The organism is Paludibacterium denitrificans (assembly GCF_009707705.1).
Lineage (GTDB): Bacteria > Pseudomonadota > Gammaproteobacteria > Burkholderiales > Chromobacteriaceae > Paludibacterium_A > Paludibacterium_A denitrificans.
Genome location: NZ_WLYX01000001.1, coordinates 1,888,229 through 1,910,253, shown reverse-complemented (window position 1 = coordinate 1,910,253; position 22,025 = coordinate 1,888,229). Strand labels below are relative to the sequence as shown.

General features: G+C 46.6%; 19 protein-coding genes and 5 pseudogenes. 20 read left to right on the top strand and 4 right to left on the bottom strand.

Going from position 1 to position 22,025, the window contains the following annotated elements; genetic code table 11:
* Positions 1 to 49: 49 nt before the first annotated feature.
* The 3 genes and pseudogenes from groL to GKE73_RS12515 all read right to left on the bottom strand — a co-directional run bounded on the left by groL (position 50) and on the right by GKE73_RS12515 (position 3,174).
* A pseudogene (gene groL, locus GKE73_RS12525) lies at positions 50 to 1,696 on the bottom strand (chaperonin GroEL).
* A gap of 43 nt (positions 1,697 to 1,739) precedes the next feature.
* A complete protein-coding gene (groES, locus tag GKE73_RS12520; RefSeq protein WP_230370269.1) occupies positions 1,740 to 2,027 on the bottom strand; it encodes a co-chaperone GroES in 288 nt (95 codons plus the stop codon).
* A gap of 172 nt (positions 2,028 to 2,199) precedes the next feature.
* A complete protein-coding gene (locus tag GKE73_RS12515) occupies positions 2,200 to 3,174 on the bottom strand; it encodes an MraY family glycosyltransferase (protein ID WP_230370268.1) in 975 nt (324 codons plus the stop codon).
* A gap of 522 nt (positions 3,175 to 3,696) precedes the next feature.
* Between GKE73_RS12515 and rfbB the strand changes: the two are divergent.
* From rfbB to GKE73_RS12410, 20 genes and pseudogenes are all read left to right on the top strand, one after another.
* Positions 3,697 to 4,761 (top strand): annotated as a pseudogene (rfbB, locus tag GKE73_RS12510) (dTDP-glucose 4,6-dehydratase).
* Positions 4,728 to 5,677: pseudogene (gene rfbD, locus GKE73_RS25880) on the top strand (dTDP-4-dehydrorhamnose reductase). Before rfbB ends, rfbD begins: the two co-directional pseudogenes overlap by 34 nt.
* Positions 5,667 to 6,537: pseudogene (gene rfbA, locus GKE73_RS12495) on the top strand (glucose-1-phosphate thymidylyltransferase RfbA). Before rfbD ends, rfbA begins: the two co-directional pseudogenes overlap by 11 nt.
* Positions 6,538 to 6,552: 15 nt before the next feature.
* On the top strand, positions 6,553 to 7,098 hold the full coding sequence (gene rfbC, locus GKE73_RS12490) for a dTDP-4-dehydrorhamnose 3,5-epimerase (protein WP_230370266.1): 546 nt from the start codon (positions 6,553 to 6,555) through the stop codon (positions 7,096 to 7,098).
* Positions 7,099 to 7,692: 594 nt separating this feature from the next.
* Positions 7,693 to 8,325 (top strand): PI-PLC domain-containing protein, encoded by a 633-nt coding sequence (locus GKE73_RS12485; RefSeq protein WP_230370265.1) that lies wholly within the window; start codon positions 7,693 to 7,695, stop codon positions 8,323 to 8,325.
* A complete protein-coding gene (locus GKE73_RS12480) occupies positions 8,318 to 8,956 on the top strand; it encodes an HAD family hydrolase (protein ID WP_230370264.1) in 639 nt (212 codons plus the stop codon). Before GKE73_RS12485 ends, GKE73_RS12480 begins: the two co-directional genes overlap by 8 nt.
* Positions 8,949 to 9,344, top strand: coding sequence for a sugar phosphate nucleotidyltransferase (locus GKE73_RS12475; protein WP_230370263.1), 396 nt, complete (start codon positions 8,949 to 8,951; stop codon positions 9,342 to 9,344). Before GKE73_RS12480 ends, GKE73_RS12475 begins: the two co-directional genes overlap by 8 nt.
* Positions 9,345 to 9,406: 62 nt before the next feature.
* Positions 9,407 to 9,691 (top strand): glycosyltransferase family protein, encoded by a 285-nt coding sequence (locus tag GKE73_RS12470; RefSeq protein ID WP_230370262.1) that lies wholly within the window; start codon positions 9,407 to 9,409, stop codon positions 9,689 to 9,691.
* Positions 9,688 to 10,020, top strand: coding sequence for a cupin domain-containing protein (locus GKE73_RS12465; RefSeq protein WP_230370261.1), 333 nt, complete (start codon positions 9,688 to 9,690; stop codon positions 10,018 to 10,020). Before GKE73_RS12470 ends, GKE73_RS12465 begins: the two co-directional genes overlap by 4 nt.
* Entirely contained in the window at positions 10,013 to 10,738 is a 726-nt protein-coding gene (locus GKE73_RS12460; RefSeq protein ID WP_230370260.1) for a glycosyltransferase family 2 protein, read from the top strand. Before GKE73_RS12465 ends, GKE73_RS12460 begins: the two co-directional genes overlap by 8 nt.
* Positions 10,739 to 10,822: 84 nt before the next feature.
* Positions 10,823 to 12,292: a hypothetical protein gene (locus tag GKE73_RS12455; protein WP_230370259.1), complete on the top strand. Its 1,470-nt coding sequence runs from the start codon at positions 10,823 to 10,825 to the stop codon at positions 12,290 to 12,292.
* Positions 12,289 to 12,756: an acyltransferase gene (locus GKE73_RS12450; protein ID WP_230370258.1), complete on the top strand. Its 468-nt coding sequence runs from the start codon at positions 12,289 to 12,291 to the stop codon at positions 12,754 to 12,756. The genes GKE73_RS12455 and GKE73_RS12450 overlap by 4 nt, the downstream gene beginning before the upstream one ends.
* Positions 12,757 to 12,861: 105 nt before the next feature.
* Positions 12,862 to 13,308: a hypothetical protein gene (locus tag GKE73_RS12445; protein WP_230370257.1), complete on the top strand. Its 447-nt coding sequence runs from the start codon at positions 12,862 to 12,864 to the stop codon at positions 13,306 to 13,308.
* Positions 13,309 to 13,313: 5 nt separating this feature from the next.
* On the top strand, positions 13,314 to 13,964 hold the full coding sequence (locus tag GKE73_RS12440) for a hypothetical protein (protein WP_230370256.1): 651 nt from the start codon (positions 13,314 to 13,316) through the stop codon (positions 13,962 to 13,964).
* Positions 13,965 to 14,043: 79 nt separating this feature from the next.
* Positions 14,044 to 15,018, top strand: coding sequence for an EpsG family protein (locus GKE73_RS12435; protein WP_230370255.1), 975 nt, complete (start codon positions 14,044 to 14,046; stop codon positions 15,016 to 15,018).
* Between the two features lie 331 nt (positions 15,019 to 15,349).
* Positions 15,350 to 16,171, top strand: a complete 822-nt coding sequence (locus GKE73_RS12430) for a glycosyltransferase (RefSeq protein ID WP_376767355.1) — start codon at positions 15,350 to 15,352, stop codon at positions 16,169 to 16,171.
* 578 nt (positions 16,172 to 16,749) lie between these two features.
* Positions 16,750 to 17,373, top strand: a complete 624-nt coding sequence (locus tag GKE73_RS12425; protein WP_230370253.1) for a glycosyltransferase family 4 protein — start codon at positions 16,750 to 16,752, stop codon at positions 17,371 to 17,373.
* A complete protein-coding gene (locus GKE73_RS12420; RefSeq protein WP_230370252.1) occupies positions 17,354 to 17,977 on the top strand; it encodes a glycosyltransferase in 624 nt (207 codons plus the stop codon). Before GKE73_RS12425 ends, GKE73_RS12420 begins: the two co-directional genes overlap by 20 nt.
* Before the next feature lie 419 nt (positions 17,978 to 18,396).
* Positions 18,397 to 18,672, top strand: a complete 276-nt coding sequence (locus GKE73_RS12415) for an SIS domain-containing protein (RefSeq protein WP_280955193.1) — start codon at positions 18,397 to 18,399, stop codon at positions 18,670 to 18,672.
* A 276-nt stretch (positions 18,673 to 18,948) separates the two neighbouring features.
* On the top strand, positions 18,949 to 20,364 hold the full coding sequence (locus GKE73_RS12410) for a mannose-1-phosphate guanylyltransferase/mannose-6-phosphate isomerase (protein WP_230370250.1): 1,416 nt from the start codon (positions 18,949 to 18,951) through the stop codon (positions 20,362 to 20,364).
* A gap of 201 nt (positions 20,365 to 20,565) precedes the next feature.
* On the opposite strand, the pseudogene GKE73_RS25875 reads toward GKE73_RS12410, so the two are convergent.
* A pseudogene (locus tag GKE73_RS25875) lies at positions 20,566 to 21,981 on the bottom strand (glutamate synthase subunit beta).
* Between the last annotated feature and the right edge of the window lie 44 nt (positions 21,982 to 22,025).

Below are 22,025 nucleotides of genomic sequence, written 5' to 3'. Positions count from 1 at the left end.
ACCCCGCAATTGCGGGGTTTTCACTACAACAAAGGTTGGCCGAAACGGCTTACATCATGCCGCCCATACCACCCATGCCGCCCATACCACCCATGTCGCCCATCGGAGCAGCTTGTCTTCCGGCAGTTCGGCAATCATGCAATCGGTGGTGAGCATCAGGCCGGAAACGGATGCCGCATACTGCAGAGCAGAACGGGTTACCTTGGCCGGATCCAGCACGCCCATTTCGATCATGTCGCCGTATTCACCGCTGGCGGCGTTGTAACCGAAGTTGCCTTTGCCTTCCAACACCTTGTTCACCACGACAGACGGCTCGTCGCCTGCGTTCTTCACGATCTGACGCAGCGGAGCCTCGATCGCTTTCAGTACGATCTTGACGCCAGCATCTTGATCGGCGTTATCGGTTTTCAGGCTTTCCAGCGTAGAGCGGGCACGCAGCAGAGCAACGCCACCGCCGGTACTACACCTTCTTCCACTGCTGCACGGGTAGCATGCAGAGCATCTTCTACGCGAGCTTTTTTCTCTTTCATTTCGACTTCGGTCGCTGCGCCAACCTTGATCACTGCCACGCCGCCAGCCAGTTTGGCTACGCGCTCTTGCAGTTTTTCACGATCGTAGTCAGAGGTAGCTGCTTCGATTTGTTGACGGACTTCAGCAACACGAGCCTGGATCGCGGCCAGATCACCGGCGCCATCGATAATGGTGGTGTTTTCCTTGCCCACTTCAATGCGCTTGGCTTGACCCAGCTGTTCCAGCGTAGCTTTTTCCAGCGTCAGACCAACTTCTTCCGCAATAACGGTACCGCCAGTCAGAGTAGCGATATCTTGCAGCATGGCCTTGCGGCGATCGCCAAAGCCCGGAGCCTTGACAGCCACCACTTTCAGGATGCCGCGAATGGTGTTCACCACCAACGTAGCCAGTGCTTCGCCTTCCACGTCTTCGGCGATGATCAGCAACGGACGGCTGGACTTGGCAACCTGTTCCAGCAACGGCAGCAGGTCGCGGATGTTGGAGATTTTCTTGTCAAACAGCAGGACGAACGGATTGTCCAGAGCGGCAATCTGTTTTTCCGGATTGTTGATGAAGTACGGCGACAGGTAGCCACGATCGAACTGCATACCTTCAACCACATCCAGCTCGTTGTTCAGCGACTTGCCGTCTTCAACGGTGATCACGCCTTCTTTGCCAACTTTTTCCATGGCGTTGGCGATAATGTCACCGATATCGGTATCAGAGTTGGCCGAAATGGAACCAACCTGAGCAATTTCTTTGGCCGTTGCACACGGTTTGGCGATCTTGGCGATTTCACCGACCAGAGAAGCCACAGCCTTGTCGATACCGCGCTTCAGATCCATCGGGTTCATGCTTAAGCGGCCACGTACTTCATGCCTTCCTGAACGATGGCCTGAGCCAGAACGGTAGCCGTCGTCGTACCGTCACCAGCGACATCAGAGGTCTTGGAAGCCACTTCCTTGACCATTTGCGCGCCCATGTTTTCGAACTTGTCTTTCAGTTCGATTTCCTTGGCGACAGACACGCCATCCTTGGTGATGGTCGGAGCGCCAAAGGAGCGATCCAGAACCACGTTACGGCCTTTCGGGCCCAAAGTCACTTTAACGGCATCAGCCAGAACATTGACACCCACCACCATCTTGGTGCGAGCGGAATCACCAAATTTTACGTCTTTAGCAGCCATTCTTTACATCTCCAGAATTCAGTTGATATGCAAAAGGTCGGAATTACTCAACGATACCCATTACATCTTCCTCGCGCATAACGAGGACTTCATCGCCGTCAACCTTGACGGTCTGGCCGGAATACTTGCCGAAAATCACTTTGTCACCGACTTTCAGCTCCAGCGGACGGCGCTCGCCGTTTTCCAGAACCTTGCCGTTACCCACGGCAAGAACTTCGCCCATGTCCGGCTTCTCAGCAGCAGCGCCCGGCAGAACGATGCCAGAGGCGGTTTTTTCTTCTGCCTCAAGGCGCTTGATCACAACACGGTCGTGCAAAGGACGAATTGCCATTTGTCTCTCCTAAAAAAGCAGTGGCTGTTGAAAGTAACAACTAATCAGCAGGCGGCTTGAGGCGAATTAGCACTCAAACCTAACGAGTGCCAATAATAGGGACGGTCACAAGGGTTTTCAAGAGTCGACCCTCGATTGATTTTTCAAATAGTAGGGCAGCCCGACATTGCCACTAGGGCTTAACGGACTCACCACTAGAGACATCTTCTCGTCTATGCAGCACCAACCAACGAGGAGAACGAAATTGAACAATGCGACGATACAGCCAGAGGTACAACAAGATGAATAGCACGCAGCACAACTGCAGCAGCCACTGAACACGCCAGAACAAGACTGCAGGCATGATGGAAAACAGGGCGACTCCCCACAGATACGGCGCAGTCAGGCTATTGCGACGTACCAGATATTTGGCTTCTCGTGACCCCACCATCCAGCGCACCAAACGCTTGTACACCATCTGATGAAAATGCATGCTATCCGGCAGCCCTGCCGCAGCTTGCCGTTTTTTGCGACGATAAATCGAAAACAACGTCTCAAACACCGGATAAATCATCAGTAGCATCGGAAACCAAGGGGAAACCACGCCAGGATGACGCCCCACCAGCAGCACTGAAATTTCGGCCAACAGGAACCCCACTAAATAGGCCCCGGCATCACCGGCAAAAATCAGCCCCTTAGGGAAGTTCCACAACAGAAACCCGAACAAAGCGCCAACCATGGAAACTGCAATCACGAGCAATGGCATATCCCCCACGGCAAAGGAAACGTACGCCAGTGCAGCAAGGATGGCGATAGCCACTCCACCCATCAACCCGTTATAACCATCGATAATATTGGTAGCATGACAGACACCACCAACGGCAAAAATGGTCAGCAGCACTGCCAAAGCTGGAACAGCCGCCAATACCGTATCAACCCTTGGCACGCCTAGGCTGGACAAGATCGCCCCCCCCCACCATGCCGCCAAGCCAGCAGAAGCAAATGCAAAGATCAGGCGGTATAAAGGTCGGACCCGTTTAGTCAGATCTTCAACTAATCCGGCAAGAAAAACCGGCAAGCCAGCCAAAAGCAATGCAACAAAGAGAGCGACATCCTCCCCTATTCTCAGCCACCCCATGATTAGAGCAGCCAACAGGCCAGCCAGCACAGGAACCCCTCCAACGCGCGGGGTAGGCCTGACGTGGAATTTCTGTGGGCCAGACAAATCGCTATCCATGGAAAAGCGCGCATGCAAATGTGCACTACGGATCAGAACAACGGTAACGGTCAGTGAAACTATAAATGCACAGCAGAACAGGCTAAACAACACAACCGATCGCTCCTTGGCAGCACAAACACCCCCCCCACTTCGCACCTCACGGATTCGACAAATCCTAAGAAGAGAATATTTATACAACTCACAGCAAATTAATTGCACAAAATTCTACCCTGAATTTTGGTGCCACCACCAATCAAAACCATGAGAAAATACTAACCGATTTCAACTCAGAGACATCAGGGGCACTAGTCGCCAGTAGCAATAAATCAAAAAAATGGCAATGACTTGTAAATGTAAGCATTATGCATCATTCTGCACGCTTCATGCAGAATATTAAGAACGCGATCGCTGGCAACGCATAGACACCACCCTCCAGCCTGATCACGCATACAATACATACAGATATCTCACATGCTCTTCATCACTGGCGGCGCTTATTTATCGGCGGCAACTTCATATTGGACTGGCTTGCAAAAAATGATGAGCCTGTCATTAACGTGGACAAGCTTACCTACGCAGGCAATCTGGATACCTTGTCGTCACTCAAGGATGACCCGCGCCATGTATTCGTTCGCGGGGACATTGGTGACTGCGCCCTAGTTGGGACCCTACTGGCAGAGCATCGTCCTCGAGCTGTCATCAATTTCGCCGCAGAGTCACACGTTGACCGCTCCATTCACGGCCCGGGTGACTTCATCCAGACCAATGTGGTAGGCACCTTCAACCTACTGGAAGCCGTACGGGCTTACTGGAACGCACTGGAAGGCGAGGCCAAGACTGCCTTCCGTTTCCTACACGTTTCCACTGATGAGGTCTACGGAACCCTGTCCGCCAGTGACGCACCGTTCAGCGAAACCAACCGTTACGAACCCAACAGCCCGTACTCGGCCAGCAAGGCTGCGTCGGACCATCTGGTACGTGCCCGGCACCATACCTACGGCCTGCCGGTCCTGACCACCAACTGCAGCAACAACTACGGCCCCTATCACTTCCCGGAAAAGCTGATTCCGCTGGTCATCCTGAATGCGCTGGCGGGCAAGCCCTTGCCCATTTACGGTGATGGTCAGCAAATCCGCGACTGGCTGTATGTAAAAGACCATTGCAGCGCCATTCGCACCGTGCTGGCACAAGGTCGCCCGGTGAAACATATAATGTTGGCGGCTGGAACGAAAAAGCCAATCTGGATGTGGTGCACACCATTTGCGACATCCTCGGATACACTGCGCCCCAAGGCCGATGGCACAGGCTATGCCGAGCAGATCACCTACGTACAGGACCGCCCTCGGCCATGACCGCCGCTATGCGATTGATGCACGCAAGCTGGAACGCGAGTTGGGATGGAAACCGGCAGAAACATTTGAAAGCGGCATTCACAAAACCGTAGAGTGGTATCTGGACAATCAGAACTGGGTCAGCAACGTCACCAGCGGCAATTATCGTCAATGGCTGGAACAACACTACGGGAACAAGGCATGAGCCGCATCTTGATTACCGGCATCAACGGCCAGTTGGGCTTCGAGCTGCGACGCTCACTGGCCATGCTGGGCGAGTGCATCTGCCCGGATCGCCAGCGACTGGACCTGTCCCGCCCGGCTGACATTGCCGCAGGGCTGGAGCAATACCAACCGGACATCATCGTCAACCCGGCAGCCTACACCGCCGTGGACAAGGCCGAGAGTGACGCCGAACTGGCCCATGCCGTGAATGCAGCCGCACCGGCCGCGATAGCCGACTGGGCCGCAGCAAAAAATGCCCTGCTGCTGCACTACTCCACCGACTATGTGTTTGATGGTAACAAGACCACGCCTTATGAAGAGAGTGATGCCACCAACCCGCAGTCCGTATATGGCTTGAGCAAATGCCGGGTGAGCAGGCCATCCGTGCCAGTGGTGCAGACCACATCATCCTGCGCACCAGCTGGGTGGTGGGCGCTCATGGCGGCAACTTCCTCAAGACCATCATGCGTCTGGCGCGTGAACGCGACAGCCTGAATGTGGTGGCCGACCAGATTGGCGCGCCCACACCCGCTGCACTGATTGCCGATGTGACCGCTCACATCATCAAACAGTGGCAAACCTGCAAGGACAAGCAGTTGCTTGGCACCTATCACCTGACCAGCAGCGGCAGCACCAGTTGGCATGGTTATACCGCATACCTGCTTGCACTGGCAGAACGTTACGGTGTCGCACTGCAACTGAAACAGGAAAACCTGCATGCCGTTCCCGGCAGCGTCTATCCGGCCCCGGCGAAGCGCCCCGGCAACTCCGGGCTAAATTGCAGTAAAATCCAAGGCGCGTTCGACCTGATCATGCCATCATGGCAAAACGGTGTGGAACAGGTGTTCCAGCAGATCTTCAATTCCGGATGCAGGACGCTAGCAGATGAAACGTAAAGGCATCATTCTAGCGGGAGGCAGCGGCACCCGCCTGTACCCCGCCACACTGGCAGTCAGCAAACAATTGCTGCCCATCTACGACAAGCCGATGATCTACTACCCGCTCAGCACGCTGATGCTGACCGGGATTCGCGACATCCTGATCATCTCTACCCCGCAAGACACCCCGCGCTTCGAACAGTTGCTGGGCGACGGCAGCCAGTGGGGCATCAGCCTGCAATACGCAGTACAACCCAGTCCAGACGGGCTGGCACAGGCTTTCATCATTGGCGAAGGCTTCTTAGCTGGAGCGCCGTCAGCACTGGTGCTTGGGGACAATGTCTTCCATGGACATGACTTTCCCAAACTACTGAAAGCGGCCAACGCCAAGCAACAAGGCGCCAGTGTGTTTGCCTACCACGTACAGGACCCTGAACGTTACGGTGTGGTGGAATTCGACGCTCAGGGCAAGGCCTTGTCCATCGAGGAAAAACCGGTCGTACCGAAATCCAACTATGCCGTCACCGGCCTGTACTTCTACGACAATCAGGTTGTCGACATCGCCAAGTCCATCCGCCCCTCACCGCGCGGCGAGCTGGAAATCACCGATGTCAACAACCACTACCTGCAACTAGGCCAGCTGGATGTGCAGACCATGGGCCGTGGCTATGCCCGGCTGGATACCGGCACCCACGAATCCATGCTGGAAGCCAGTCAGTTCATTGCCACTGTGGAAAACCGCCAAGGGCTGAAAGTGGCCTGCACCGGAAGAAATTGCCTACGTGCAGCAGTGGATTGATGCCGCCAGACTGGAACAGCTGGCAAAACCGCTGAAGAAAAATGCCTACGGGCAATACCTGCTGCAGCTACTGAAGTAAGAAAGCTAGCCATTCATGAAAATCATCGATACCGCCATTGCGGACGTCAAAATCATTGAACCTGCCGTATTCGGTGACGACCGTGGTTTTTTCTTCGAAAGTTTCAACCAGAAGCGCTTTGAAGAGGCCATTGGCCGCAAGGTTGAATTTGTCCAGGATAACCACAGCCGCTCCAGCAAGGGTGTGCTGCGCGGGCTACACTACCAGTTGCCCCCCCATGCACAAGGTAAGCTAGTACGCTGCACCCTAGGAGAAGTTTTCGATGTTGCGGTGGATATCCGCCGCAACTCAGCGACCTACGGAGATTGGGTTGGGATCACACTCTCCGCCGACAATAAACGCCAATTGTGGATTCCCGAAGGTTTTGCTCATGGTTTTATCACTATATCAGAGCAAGCCGAGTTCTTATACAAGACAACAGACTATTGGCATCAAGAGTTAGAGCGATCAATTGCATGGAACGACCCAACTCTTGCTATTAATTGGCCAACAGGAACAGAACCCATTCTGTCAGCCAAGGATCAAGCCGCACAATCATTATCGGCCCAAATTCATAGCTAAAATTACCGCATAGTCTTATTCAGATTTTACTGATAGCCAGCACACTCTATGAAGAGCAACAAATCAGAATAGTGACCAACGCTCATTATTTATGAAAGACGAAAATTCTCTCAACATGCATTCAATCTAAATGCATGGTTAATTAGCCCAGTCAGTTCGTTCATCCGACTCGCTCATGATGACAAAATATAAATAGACTAAAAACAATACGCTCACATAACGATGCGTCAATACCTCCGTCACAGCCTTCGCATGAAAAGGCATTATATTAAATCACTTAGCAAACCATTGAACAATAATGAACTTGAGAGAGAAAGAGAAACACTCAAATAACACCCAAAATCTCTCGAGATCATGCAAGCACAAAAACATAAAATTCCTTTGCTGATTACTTATTTTAATATTTTTTTAAGCTTAAACTTCGGCAAACCATGCCGACGCTTTGACTTTATTATCTTACAAGTCAAATTAACCACCCGGCACGCAAATAAATAAAAATGATTTATAATCATGAAAATATGATCTGCATAAAAATAGAAATTGAAGCAAACTGTTTATAAAACCTTAAACCCACCCAGAAATGCTTAAAGAAACATGATAATTATTTCTCATCGTGGATTTTGGAAAAACACTTCCGAAAAGAATCACACTCCTGCATTTGTTCGTAGCTTTGAACAAGGGTATGGTACAGAAACAGATATCAGAGATCGCAATGGAGTGCTAGTAATTTCACACAATATGCCGGACGAATCCGCCATTACTGTCGAGACATTTTTTGACATATATAAACAATATAATTCGGAGCCAACTTTAGCATTAAATATAAAAGCAGATGGATTACAGACTGAGTTGCATCGACTAATCCACGCCTTCAATATAAGAAACTACTTTGTTTTTGATATGGCAGTACCTGATGGTTTGCATTATTGCAAACACCAATTCAAAACCTATACACGTCAAAGCGAATATGAAAAAAGCCCTTCATACTATCAGCTTGCAGACGGAATATGGCTTGACGAATTTCATTGCCATTGGATAACCGATGATACTATTCATCATCATTTACATAATGGAAAAAAAATTTGTATCGTTTCTCCAGACTTACATAAGCGTGACTACCATCAAGAGTGGAAGCACTACAAAAACTTGGAGTCTATTATTGGTAAGGATCGATTGATGCTTTGCACAGACTTTCCAGATCGCGCACAGGAGTATTTTAATGGCTAAAATTAAAGCGATCATATTTGACATGGATGGCGTTTTAATTGAAGCCAAGGATTGGCATTACCAAGCACTAAACAAAGCACTGGGGCTGTTTGGCATGGAAATTAGTCGTTATGACCATCTTGTAACTTATGATGGCCTACCGACAAAGAAAAAACTGGAAATGCTAAGCCTAGAACGAGGTCTACCGATCGAGCTGCACGAGTTTATTAATGAAATAAAGCAAGCCTACACCATGGAAATGGTCTTTGCGCAATGCAAGCCACGATTTTTTCATGAGTATGCTCTTTCTCGACTAAAACAAGATGGATACAGCTTAGCCGTTGCATCGAACTCTATTCGTCAAACTGTAAAAATGATGATGGAGCAAGCATCGTTGATGAAATATCTTGATTTCTATCTATCTAATCAGGATGTCAAAATAGGAAAACCCGATCCAGAAATTTACACAAAGGCCATTCAAAAACTGAATTTGCAGCCAAAACAATGTCTTATTATTGAAGATAACGAAAAGGGAATTCAAGCTGCTAGAGCCAGTGGTGCTTGGGTGATGGAAGTCGACGAGGTTGAAGAAGTTAATTATCAAAACATAAAAGATCATATTTCTCGCATCGAGGAGACGTTTAATGATTAATGTACTGATTCCAATGGCCGCAAAAAGCCAACACTTCTCAGAGACAGAGTACCCATTCCCAAGCCCATTAATTGAAATTGGCAAAAAAACCGTCATCGAACATGTCCTTAAAAATCTTGAATCAGCAGGCAAGAATGTTCAATTTATATTTGTAATTAACAATGCAGATTGTCGCAAATTTCATTTGGATAGCACTCTAAATATAATCACAAACAACAAATCCAAAATAATTAAATTAGAGAACGAAACAAAAGGTGCTGCATGCAGCGCTCTGATGGCAATCTCCTACATCGAAAATTCACAACCGCTTCTCATTGCGAATCCTGATCAGATATTTGACGAACCTTTACATAACTTAATAGCTCGATTTGGAGATGCAGATGCTTAAGCATTGTTACCTTTGAATCGGTTCATCCTCGCTGGTCTTATGTACGTTTAAATGAAGATGGCTTGGTAATAGAAACGGCAGAGAAGCGTCCAATTAGCCGTAATGCAATAGCAGGCCTTTACTATTTTCGACATGGGAGCGATTTCATAGAATCAACCAAACGAATGATTCAAAAAGATTCACACGTTAATGGAAATTTCTTCATTGCACCCACTCTTAATGAAATGATATTAGATGGAAAGAAGATTCGGTCAACACCGATAAAAGTAAATAAATATCACACACTCTATACTCCACAAAAAATTAAAGAATATGAAGCACATCTCGAGCGGAAGGGCATGCCATGAAAACTACGAAGTTGAGCAAAATGACAAAAGGATGGTTTATTGGAAATTTTGAACCAAATTTAATTAAAACAAAAGAGGTTGAAGTAGCGGTCAAAGAGTATCATACAGGCGACTATGAAGATCGGCACTTTCACAAAGTAGCAACAGAAATAACAGTAATCATGTCAGGTAGGGTACGAATGAATGGTGTTGAATTTTGCAAAGGCGACATCATAGTAATTGAACCAAATGAAGCAACTGATTTCGAAGTCCTTGAAGATACAAGCACCACTGTGGTCAAGTACCTCGGCGCGGAAAATGACAAATACATGGGAGAGCCTAATGATTAATATTTTAATACCTATGGCAGGCGCCGGTAGTCGTTTTTCTAAAGCGGGCTATAGCAAACCAAAGCCATTTATTGATGTTGCAGGCAAACCAATGATTGTTAGAGTACTGGAAAATTTGACCTGCCCCAATGCCCATTTTATTTTAGTGGCACGTCAAGCACATTTAGACGCCGAAATTGCGTTGGTGAGAGAAATACAAAGTCAATTTAATGCTACATTTATTTCAATCGACAACTTGACGGAAGGAACAGCCTGTACGATTTTACATGCGCGAAAGTTGATCAATAATGATCAGCCATTATTGATAGCAAATTCCGATCAAATTGTAGATTTTGATCCAGAAAAATTCATCATGGACTGCATTGAGCGTGGCGCTGATGGCTCAATACTTACTTTCAATGATTTTAGCAAAAACCCGAAATGGTCATTTGCGAGAATTGATCAGAATGGAGTAGTTCAAGAGGTTCGTGAAAAATATCCAATTTCAGCGATTGCAACTGTAGGAATATACTTCTTTACAAAGGGTAGTGACTTTGTAGATGCTGCGATTGAAATGATTCTCCATCAAGATCGCGTCAACAACGAATACTATACGTGTCCAGCATATAACTACTTGATTAAAAATAATAAAAAAATAATTACTTTTGACATTTTGCCAGAAGCAATGCACGGAATTGGGACACCAGAAGACCTTGACTTATACCTTGCACATCAATAAAAATGCTAGAGATAGCATATAGCTCCGCATACCTTTCTTTGACAAATTGAAATCACAGTCAATTTAATTAAATGATGGAAGACAATGTGGCGCCGATTGGCAGAACACCAATCTCAGTGCAGTTCATTGCAAATAAAAATCGGTGTAGTGTTGATTATGCTTCGAAGACATTCATTTATTATTATCGATGTCGCACTAAAGGTATTTTTCTTTGTATTTACTTACCGGGCAAGTCGATTACTCAGTCATTCAGATTTTGATCTATTATCATATTTCAGATCAACACTCACCATGTGCGCCGGTTTTGCAAGCTCATCGGCCAGTTTATTCTATTTAATATACTCCAGAAAAATTTTTAAATCTGTTAAATACCGTAAGATATATATAATAACCCCTCTGTTTTTTTATCTAACACTCCTTACCATTGTCCTGATTGTAACTTATGCAGCATCTACAATTTTTCGTCTTGATCAGATTTTCAATCTGACTGGAGCACCACTTTTCTTCTCTGCCATTGTTTTTACTTCAATGTCGCAACTTGCATTGTTTTTCGGAAAAGCAATGGGTGTTGTATCGCCCAAAACTTCCATCTTGGTAATTCTTTCATTGTTTGTAAATTTTTTCTTTGGCTCAATACTGATCGCTCATTACGGCCTATCCGGCTCTATTGCCTATATTAGCCTAGGATATGGTTGCGTAGTTCCAATAATATTGTCTCGCTACATAAAACCATTGCTGAATGACCCGCCAAAACTAAGAACACCCAAATATTCTACAATATTGAAGTCTTGGATTCATATTCGGCGATTTCTTTTGCCAAACATGCTTGAATCCGCATTTTCAATTCTAGCACCTTGGCTAGCAGTATATTTCTTGGTAAGAAATGTTGGGACCACCGGAGTTGGACCTATGCTTTATTACCAAGCCATCATAGGACTATCGGCATTTTTTATTCAATCAATAGTTACCAATATCCATACAGGCTATACCGAGGATAACAGCGGTTCCGAGATTGCATTAAAAAAATTCAGGCATATATATATAATTTTTTTTGCATTAGAGACACTTATTGCCGGTGGATTCTCCCACGAATTTCAAGACATTCTTAATTTACATACTCTAGACCCATATGCATTGTTTTTTATATATGCCGCCTCGTTATTGCAAAGCGAACTAGTTGCAAAAGGAATGGCTTTCAAAAAGGCTGGAAAGAATAGAAAAGCACTAATCCATAACACGCTCTGCTCATTAGCTCTTGTTTTTGGTTCTTTAATTGCAACACTATTCGCAGGCTTGAACGGCTATCCAATAGCTGTATTTATTGCCCGGCTGACCGCATATGTATACATCTCTGTCGATTATAGATTTACATTTTCCTCAAAATCCCCCCCCTTTTGGAAAGAAAATATTTTTTTTATGCTAGCTTTTTTTGCCTTAATTCATCGATTTTTCTACCAAGGAATAATCTCAGTGATTGCGGCACTCCTTTGTGTAGTAGTACTTTTCCTCAAAATCAAATCATTTTATAAAGACAAAAGAACTCTATTGCCATGAAAAAAATAATTCGAGCAATGCAGATGTGCATCGCAATGTTACTAAACCCCTGTATCAGCATAAAGAGAGGCACTAGAATTATTGGTAAAATTTTGATCCGGGACAATCCGAAAATTAATATTGGGTCAAACTCAATGATAGATGGGCTAGAAGTACTTGGCAGCGGAACTTTAGAAATTGGAGATAACGTTCACATAAAAAATATGTTTATTGATTTTGCACTATCCGATGGAAAAATTGTAATTGAAAATGAAGTATATCTAGCCAACGGAGCGAAATTGATTATATTCGGTGAACTCAGGATAGGTAAGGGAACAATATCTGGCCCAGACCTAATGGTAGTGGACACTAAGCATCGATACGACTCATCAAGTCTAATTAAGCACTCTGGGGTTGAAATAGATAATATAGAAATTGGAGAAAATTGTTGGCTGGGTGGCCGAGTTAATATCATGCCGGTGTAATAATTGAAAACACCGTAGTAATAGGTGCTTAAGCGCTGTTGTTACAAAAAACTGTTTATCCGGCCATGTATATGCTGGCCGTCCCCGCACGAATGATCAATTAAGATGACTAAATTCTTTGCAAACAACCGAGAGAGCCTCCATACTTTACGTACATTTAAAAGTAAATTTACTGAAATAACACTTAACGTAAATCAGCTAAAACAACAAGGTCTCTTGCGTCATGCGTTTAAATATTCCACTTGGGCTCTTAAGCCCGATGGAATGCTTTTGGTTGAATCTAGCCCAAGCAAAACAGGTATTTTCTCTACAAAAGAAATTGATTTCTGGCAAGTTCGAAAAGAATTTTTCAAATCTGTTTCGGAAAATTTTCATATTTTAGAGGTCGACAACCAAAATGGGACTATTGTCGCCAGAAAAACAGAAAATAATTTCTCACATACTGGCGTAACATTCGGCATTGTCTATGGTGGAGGAGAACAGGATTCCATCCTTCTCAAAAATGCAATTGCATCAATAGGAAAACAAAGACGGCCCCATAACCGGCCATAGAAATATTGATTTGTGGAAACATTAGTGAAGACTTTGCAAGCGAACTAAGACTCCTGACCGATAACATTGAGCTGCGTACTATTGCCTACGACAAGGTATTAGAGGCAAACAGAATCCCCATTGCTGATAAGAAAAACAAGATTTTTGAATATGCAAAATACAGTATTGTTGTAATTAGCCATACCAGAATAGAATTTGAAGGCCATTTCCTGCTGATTCTCACAAAAAATTGCTTTGATGTACTGGCACCCAGTGTAATTGTTAATTGCAAAGGGAAAGAAAGACGATTTCTTGACTATATATCAATTGGTTCTTATGATACTGCCCGTACATCACCAAGACAAACATTAGCTGCATGTACCACAATAGATGATCATTTACTGCTAGCAAAAAAGCGGGTTGCTTATGTTGATGGTGGCATCATGATATTTAATAAGGGTAATATTCACCATTCACCATTTGATAAAAATTTAGCATGGGGAGAGGCTGAAGATGTTGATGCTTGCTCTAATCTATATCAACAAGGCTTTCTTATTGATTACGAACCAAACCTTAAATGTCGATCCATGATTATGAAGTTTAACCCAGTTCCAACTGGACGCAGCAGAATATCTTGGTTAATTAAAAGAATATTGATAAAATTAACTATTTTTTAAAATTCACTCAGCAGTATAATTTTGAAAAACATAAAGAAAATCCAAAACACCAGGCTAATCCATATTGAGATTGGAGAAAATGGACAGTACAATTATTGATTTTTTATATATATATGGCTCACTACTCTTCTTGCTGATAATATTTAATCCACGAAGCGAATTTAGCATTGCACTGGTAATAATTACTTGCATTAGGCTGTTTTGCATTGGAACGAGAACTTCTCTTGGTTCTGACATTGAAAACTATACTGCAGTTTTGAGCCAATGCGACCTTAGCTCGATTAATGCTCAGGAATTTTTTTGGCAGCTAGCTTGTCTACCATCGACTTACCTTTCGGATATTTTTCCATATCCGTTTTTCTGGATTGCTGCACTCGACTGTTTATTATTCGTGTTGATTGCTTACCTAGGTGGTCTGAGAGTTGCAGCTCTACATGATCTAACTTATTTATTATCCAATAGCATGGGGGCTATCCGTCAGGCGTTGGCAATGAAGATCATGTTGGCAGCAGTATTACTGTATGTTTCCCACCGAAAGAAACAGAATTTTTTGGCCTACCTAGCAGTACTGGCGACCCCACTCGTTCACCTTGCTTCAGTTGTACCAGTGGCCATGATGCAGTTCATGAGATCGGGTGTAGTGATGAGAGTGGTACTAATCGCAACTGTACTATTATTTAGTTACATGCTCGTGGATGAGGCCTTGCTATCCAAGCTGATGTTTTATGTAGAGTTTGAGGGATTTCGTTCCACCCAGGATATCTACTTAAGCTGGATAAAACGAATTCTAATAATTCTGAGCTCACTAACGCTAACCATTAGCAACAACATATACTGGCAGTTCTATTCCGTTGGTTTGGTTTTGGCCGCTGCGGAGTTTCAAGTGCCTGAGATCGCTGTTCGCCTTGGTGCCTATTTTGAACAATTTGAAGTCTTACTTATTAGCGCTCCCATGAAACCGCGCCTGTGCCGTATTGGTATCGCGTGGTATGTACTTACCGCAGTCGTGTATACAAGCCGCTATATGATCAACATTGGTTTGCTGAACCGCTAACGTCCACTCCCGAAATGACACTACCAGAATCCAATCCTCGTGTTCTGCTCGTTACCCGTACTGGCGCACTTGCTACTGGTGGCGGGCAGGCACATAGCATAATCAACCGATATCACACGGCGGCACTAAACCGCGCTAGCTGTGTAACTCACCGGTGCCATTGCCTAATGGCAGGGGACTCATTCGAAAAGTTCGCACCTTCGCGCGACTCAAGCATGGGCACATTGCAGGAGTCCATGCGGGTGCTATAGCCGACTTTGAACGTTCGCTAGAACGTGTAGAGCCTGCGGCAGTTATTTTTGACTCAATGCTATTTGGCCCTCTCGCCGCGGTGGCTAAAAAGCGAGGCTGCTATGTCTTCACGCAGAGCCACAACTGTGAGTACGACTACTATGCAGGAGAAGCCGCACTCCGCGGAGGCCTTGCGGGAGAGTTGCTACGTGCCGCGTACCGTGCCGAGGCGCAAGCGATTGAATCGTCTGATGTTGTATTCACACTTTCAGCCTATGACTGTGAACGTATGCAGCAAATCTACGGAGGCCCAGAAGACTGCAGAGTAGTAAATCCGCTTGTTCAGTCACTGGCCGATCGACTACAAACTGTCACTGAACGACAGTCACGTTCTAAAACACCGTCGGCAGTATTTCTCGGTTCGGCAGGCCAGCAAAACCGTTTGGCTTGCTCATTTCTTGCCGATAAATGGACTGGCGCAGCGGTGCGTTTAATGATTATTGGTAGCGTTAGTGACTGGATAAAACAAGAGTACAACCTCGATATACTCACAGAGCGCGGCATTAACGTTGCCGGTTTTGTGGAATCACTCGATGACATCCTCAGCATGGCCGATGCGATGGTCTGCCCGATGCACCTCGGCAGCGGTGTCAAGGTCAAGATGATAGATGCCTTGGCCAATGCGTGCCCGGTGCTGGCAAGTCACGAAGCACTGCATGGTTTCGAATTTGCGCAAGCAAGTGGCTGGGTACAGAGTTGTTCACTTGAAGAGATGGAGCAGGCAGTGGTGCAGCTGCGATCAGCGGACTTGTCATTACAACAACTTCTGAACGACACCATTCGTGAGGCTGCGATACAGTCCCGTGAATTGCGTTCAGTATACGCCGCGTTTGGGTTGACAGATTCGGGAGACCACACTTGAACGAGAGAATGGAACCAGAACTAAACTTGACGGACATGCTAAAAGGCCAGCGAATTCTATTCGTCAACGCGATACGCTCAGACACACCGTCAGGTGGTAATTCCGCGACGCAAGGAATGCTCGCGAGATGGCGAGAACACAGCACTGTGCAGGAACTGTCGCTGAACCCAGCCACTCATGGCATCACGTTATTAGGCTTTGCCTTGTTAACATTACCTGCCGGACTGTTTGTATTTTGGGCGCGTCGCTCGGGCCGGTATGGCTGGAGTTCCTGCTGCGGGCCTCTCCATGGCTGTATCTACGCTGCCTTTGGGCCCGTTGGCGTATGCAACCGGATGTAGTGGTATTCAACCACCACGCAGCATACCTTTACTTAAGTGCATTTGCTGGTTGTCAACGCATCCTCGGTATGGCACGATGTCCCGAGCCTAAAACACGATAGCCATCGCGACATTTCCACGGGTGCTCGCCGTTGCGCCGCACTTGAACGTATGGCACTAAGCCGGGCACAATTCAACGTCACATTCTCCTTCAGTGATGCCACGCGACTACGTCGCTTGCACAGCGCTCACTCAACCATGATTTCAGTAATCGATCACCCGGCTTGCGCACGAAAACTCAAGCCAATACCGAACCGCTGGCTATTAATTGGAAATTGGACACGAGCAGAGAACTGCGAGGGCGCGCAAGATTTCCTTCTTACCTGTGCCGAGTTGTTGAAAGAAATTAAAAACGAAACCTCTCTACCAGCTATTTTCCATATTGCAGGTTACGGTAGTGACGCATTTATTACGGAAATAATTAAACAACATCCAGAACTAAAAAATATTCAAATTATCGTAAGCTCATACTACCAAAATATTACTGACTTCACTGAAATGGCATTATTGGCACCTTTATCGCGTGGCGCAGGCATTAAACTTAAGACGATTGAAGCTTGGGCAGCTGGCATTCCAGTCATAGGTACAGCACAGGCATTTAGTGGCCTACCAAAAAGTATCTGGCACCATGGAGGGCTGAGAGTATCTTCTATTACAGAAATGGCCAGACTTTGCATACTACCAAGCAGCTACAATAGACTTAGCCGCGACATTGATAAGCTTAATGCAATTGCCGCATATGAAGCCTATCAAACAGCTATTAGATCTAGCGATCACATATCAGCCTTAGAGAAAAAACTACGTGAACAATCAACCATTTGACCCAACAACACTTGCGATCTCAATTGTGAGCCACGGCCAAGGGCTATTAATTAAGAATTTACTACAGGATTTATCCCCGCTAATTAACAATGGGGCAGAGGTCTTGCTAACGCTCAACATTCCAGAAGATGAATCTTTTATCAGTAACTTTGCAAGTAATATTAAAGTTATTCGCAACAAAAAACCGATTGGTTTTGGTGAAAACCACAACATGGCCAATTTGTATACAAATCGTGACTGGTTTGTAGTACTAAATCCTGATGTACGCTGTAACCCACATGTATTTTCTTCGTTGATTACTGCTCACAAGGCTACCGGGGCTGGCGTAGTTGCCCCTAGAGTCTTAGGAGTAAATGGGAATACAGAAGACAGCGCCAGACACTATCCAACAGTAAGCCGGATATTCAAAAGAGTCATCTCTAAAATTAGAGGACATCGATTAGAGCCAGACTACGAATTACAAGATGGACAGCATATTAAAATTGACTGGGCTGCTGGAATGTTTCTGCTCTTCAGATCTTCAGACTTCAGAAACATTGGCGGATTTGACACACGTTTCTTTATGTACCGGAAGACACAGACATTTGCCGTCGCTTCAACTTAAATAATCGCCCAATAGTTATTGTACCAGAAGTATGTATCACTCATGATGCACGCCGCGCAACCGGACGGAGTTTGCAACATTTGCGCTGGCACTCCTCAAGCCTATTTCGATTCATATTTACCTCCGGCGAACCAGGAAGTTACCACCTTTGACTTGCAATGAAGATATTAAATATTTTAATTCGAAAAAACAGTAAAATCATAAAATATATTAATTAAAAAAACGGATGTTCGTGCTGCTTATTCAACGTTTAGAAGAAGTAATTTACAAATCCATTAGCGTAAAGCAGGAATTTTTTCTAGACGAAACACATTTTTATAATATTTCCGATATAAAAATATTATTGTTCATGCCGTTAGATGTGGCAACAGCGCAATTTTCGCAGAAAATGGTGGTAGTACAGCTGTGATGCACAGCATCTGGCTGCCGAGTTCGCTAGTCGCTTTGAATTTTATCGACCAGGATTGCCTGCACTATTACTTTCTACAGAGACTTCTATGATTACGGCTATTGGCAATGGTTACGGTTATGCAAAATTATTCCTTCGCCAATTGCAAGCACAAACTCGTCCGGGCGACGTGTTTGTAGGTATCACCACGTCAGGCAAATCCCCAAATATGCTACGTGATTTTGAAGCCTGCAAGGATCTGCAGGTGACATCAATTTCACTGTGTGGCTTGGGGCGGAGAGCTTAAGGATAAGGTTGATCACGTTATTCGTGTTCCTAGTCACCACACCCCTCGCACCCAAGAATGCCACATTTTGATTGGTCATATGGTCTGCGCTGAAGTTGATTAGATCGCAGCCATGGGTGCAGAATAGAATCGGGGAGAGGGCACAGCCCGCTCCTTCAGCCCTCCCCAGAGATTAGTTGTCGTCTGAAGTAGTGGCCTACGGGGAGCAGGACAGCCAGTACAACAAAATCTAAAATCATTAGTAGAATTTATCAACTCTTCTGATTTCATCTAATTATGATCCCAATAATTTTATCTGGTGGTTCTGGCAGTCGCCTTTGGCCACTTTCTCGCGGCATGTTTCCCAAACAGTTCCTGAGTCTTTGTAATAAAGAGACCATGCTGCAGAGTACTTTGCAGCGTATGGTGGGTATTCCTGACTTAGATAGCCCTACTGTGGTGTGCAATGAAGAACATCGATTTATTGTAGCGGAGCAACTGCGGGAGATTAAGATCGCCCCCTCGGCCATCATCTTGGAACCTGCAGGCCGAAATACTGCGCCTGCAGTTGCAGTTGCGGCTCTGGCTGCTTTGCAGAAAGAGGATGATCCGCTATTGCTAGTTCTAGCTGCAGATCATGTCATTCAGGATATAGCAGCTTTCCAAAATGCAATCACTCAGGCTCGCGATCTCGCATCGAACGGTGCGTTAGTTACTTTCGGGATTGTTCCTACTCACCCGGAAACAGGCTATGGCTATATTGAACTGGGCAGACCTGTTGATAGAACTGCTGTGGGCATGTTGATTAACCGCTTTGTTGAAAAGCCTAATCTAGCGCTCGCTCAGCAATATGTGAATTCTGGTTCTTATCTTTGGAATAGCGGGATGTTCTTATTTAAGGCTTCTGCTGTATTAGCTGAACTTGCTACCCATGCACCAGATATTCTTCTAGCCAGCAAGCTGGCCATGGAATCGGCGACGGTTGATCACGATTTCTTGCGACTGGATGCGGAGGCATTTACGGCTTGCCGCACCGAATCGATAGACCATGCGGTGATGGAGAAGACTGCCAACGCCGTTGTTTTACCCCTGCAAGCTGGCTGGAGTGATGTCGGTTCTTGGGATGCTTTATGGGAAGTTTCGAAACATGATGCAGCTGGAAATGTACTTCATGGAGATGTTATCAGCGAAGCCAGCCATAACTGCTACTTGTATAGCAATGAAGGCCGTCTCCTCGCCGTGCATGGTGTCGACGACCTTATCGTTGTGAATACCGAAGATGCTGTGCTGGTAACTCGCCGAGGGCAAAGCCAAAATGTCAAAAATATTGTTGAAGTCTTGAAGCTTAGTGCCAGAAGAGAGGCCGAACAGCACTGCAGGGTATATCGCCCTTGGGGCAGCTATCACAGAGTAGATGCTGGAAAGCGCTATCAGGTAAAACGGATTACGGTCAATCCGGGCGCACGCTTGTCTGTTCAGATGCACCATCATCGTGCTGAACACTGGATTGTTGTTTCTGGTACGGCAAAAGTTTTGCATGGTAAGGAAGATCTTCTGCTGACAGAAAATCAATCGATATACATTCCTGTTGGTGAAGTGCATTCTCTGGAGAATCCCGGAAAGATTCCGCTGGAGTTAATTGAGGTGCAATCCGGTGCCTATCTGGGTGAGGACGATATCGTGCGTCTGAAAGATAGATACGGACGCACTTGATGCCTAGATCCAAGAGGGTGTCCGGGTATGCCCCCGGCACGGAAGGTCTATCGCGCCGGGAAGAAGCACGATCCAATGTGTTCGATTACATCGAGCGCTTCGTACTTGCTTCAGCTTAGTTACCAACTCGTAATTGGGACATAGCCATAAAAAAACCCACCTAAAGGCGGGTTTTTTTATCAGGCAAGATAATTTTTTAGTTTACCAAACCTTCAGATACCCCAAGATACCTTCCGCCGCCTGGCGTCCTTCATACACCGCACGTACAACCAGATCCGCTCCGCGGACTTGATCACCGCCAGCAAACACTTTCGGGTTGCTGGTTTGGTGTTTGTAGAGTGCACGAGCCGGGGCAATAGTACGACCTCGTTCGTCGGAGGCAATATTTTGGCGCTCAAACCAATCAGCGGCTTCAACCCGGAAACCAAAGGCGATGATAACGTGATCGCACTCGATCACTTGCTCACTACCCGGAATCACTTCAGCGCTGCGGCGGCCTTTGGCATCCGGCTCACCCAGACGGGTTTCGGCCAACTTGAGGCCGAGTGCACCGTTAGGTAGCTGTTCAATGCCCATCGGCTGGCGATTCCACAGGAACTCCACGCCTTCTTCCTTGGCGTTGGTCACTTCGCGCTTGGAGCCGGGCATGTTGGCTTCATCGCGACGATAGGCACAGATCACTCGGCTGGCACCTTGGCGGATGGAAGTGCGGTTACAGTCCATCGCCGTGTCACCACCACCCAGCACCACTACGCGCTTGTCTTTCATGGAGATGGCCGCATCACCAGCTTAGCAGCGTATCCATGCATTGACGCACGTTGTTGATCAGGAACGGCAGCGCTTCCAGTACGCCCGGCAGGTTTTCGCCTTCGAAACCACCCTTCATGTACTTGTAGGCACCCATGCCCATGAATACGGCATCGTACTGCTGCAGCAGTTCTTCGATCTGGATGTCTTTACCGATTTCGGTATTCAGCTGGAAGGTGACGCCCATTTCTTCCATGATGGCGCGACGGCGTTGCACCACGGTTTTTTCCAGTTTGAATTCCGGAATGCCAAAAGTCAGCAGACCACCGATTTCTTCATAGCGGTCATACACCGTTGGCTTGACGCCGTTGCGAACCAGGATGTCGGCACAGGCAAGGCCAGCAGGACCGGCGCCGATGACGGCAACTTTCTTGTCGGTCCAAACAACTTTGGACATGTCCGGACGCCAGCCAGCCTTGTAGGCTTCGTCGGTGATGTATTTCTCGATACTACCGATGGTAACGGCGCCAAAGCCGCCCTGATTGAGGGTACAGGCACCTTCGCACAGACGGTCTTGCGGGCAGACACGGCCGCAGATTTCCGGCAGGCTGTTGGTCTTGTGCGACATCTCCGCCGCTTCAAACAGGTGGCCTTCATGCACCAGCTTGAGCCAGTTAGGGATGTAGTTGTGTACCGGACATTCCCATTCGCAGTACGGGTTACCACAGGACAGACAACGGTCGGCCTGATCGGCTGCTTCGCTGCCCTGTAGCGGCTGATAAATTTCCTTGAACTGCACCTTGCGCACCATGGCGTCGGTTTTTTCGCCGGGTTGCGGGGCAGTTTCATGAACTGGAATACGTCACCCATGATCGTTTCCTGTCTTGCAGGGATAGCGGGGGTTGGCCGTTATC

Excerpts from the sequence above, each read along its gene's own strand:
- rfbC (WP_230370266.1), top strand. The coding sequence starts at position 6,553 with ATGAAAATCATCGATACCGCCATTGCGGACGTCAAAATCATTGAACCT.
- GKE73_RS12475 (WP_230370263.1), top strand. The coding sequence starts at position 8,949 with ATGATTAATGTACTGATTCCAATGGCCGCAAAAAGCCAACACTTCTCA.
- GKE73_RS12465 (WP_230370261.1), top strand. The coding sequence starts at position 9,688 with ATGAAAACTACGAAGTTGAGCAAAATGACAAAAGGATGGTTTATTGGA.
- GKE73_RS12450 (WP_230370258.1), top strand. The coding sequence starts at position 12,289 with ATGAAAAAAATAATTCGAGCAATGCAGATGTGCATCGCAATGTTACTA.
- GKE73_RS12445 (WP_230370257.1), top strand. The coding sequence starts at position 12,862 with ATGACTAAATTCTTTGCAAACAACCGAGAGAGCCTCCATACTTTACGT.
- GKE73_RS12460 (WP_230370260.1), top strand. The coding sequence starts at position 10,013 with ATGATTAATATTTTAATACCTATGGCAGGCGCCGGTAGTCGTTTTTCT.
- GKE73_RS12425 (WP_230370253.1), top strand. The coding sequence starts at position 16,750 with ATGATTTCAGTAATCGATCACCCGGCTTGCGCACGAAAACTCAAGCCA.
- GKE73_RS12410 (WP_230370250.1), top strand. The coding sequence starts at position 18,949 with ATGATCCCAATAATTTTATCTGGTGGTTCTGGCAGTCGCCTTTGGCCA.
- GKE73_RS12480 (WP_230370264.1), top strand. The coding sequence starts at position 8,318 with ATGGCTAAAATTAAAGCGATCATATTTGACATGGATGGCGTTTTAATT.
- GKE73_RS12485 (WP_230370265.1), top strand. The coding sequence starts at position 7,693 with ATGATAATTATTTCTCATCGTGGATTTTGGAAAAACACTTCCGAAAAG.
- GKE73_RS12435 (WP_230370255.1), top strand. The coding sequence starts at position 14,044 with ATGGACAGTACAATTATTGATTTTTTATATATATATGGCTCACTACTC.
- GKE73_RS12455 (WP_230370259.1), top strand. The coding sequence starts at position 10,823 with ATGTGGCGCCGATTGGCAGAACACCAATCTCAGTGCAGTTCATTGCAA.
- groES (WP_230370269.1), bottom strand. The coding sequence starts at position 2,027 with ATGGCAATTCGTCCTTTGCACGACCGTGTTGTGATCAAGCGCCTTGAG.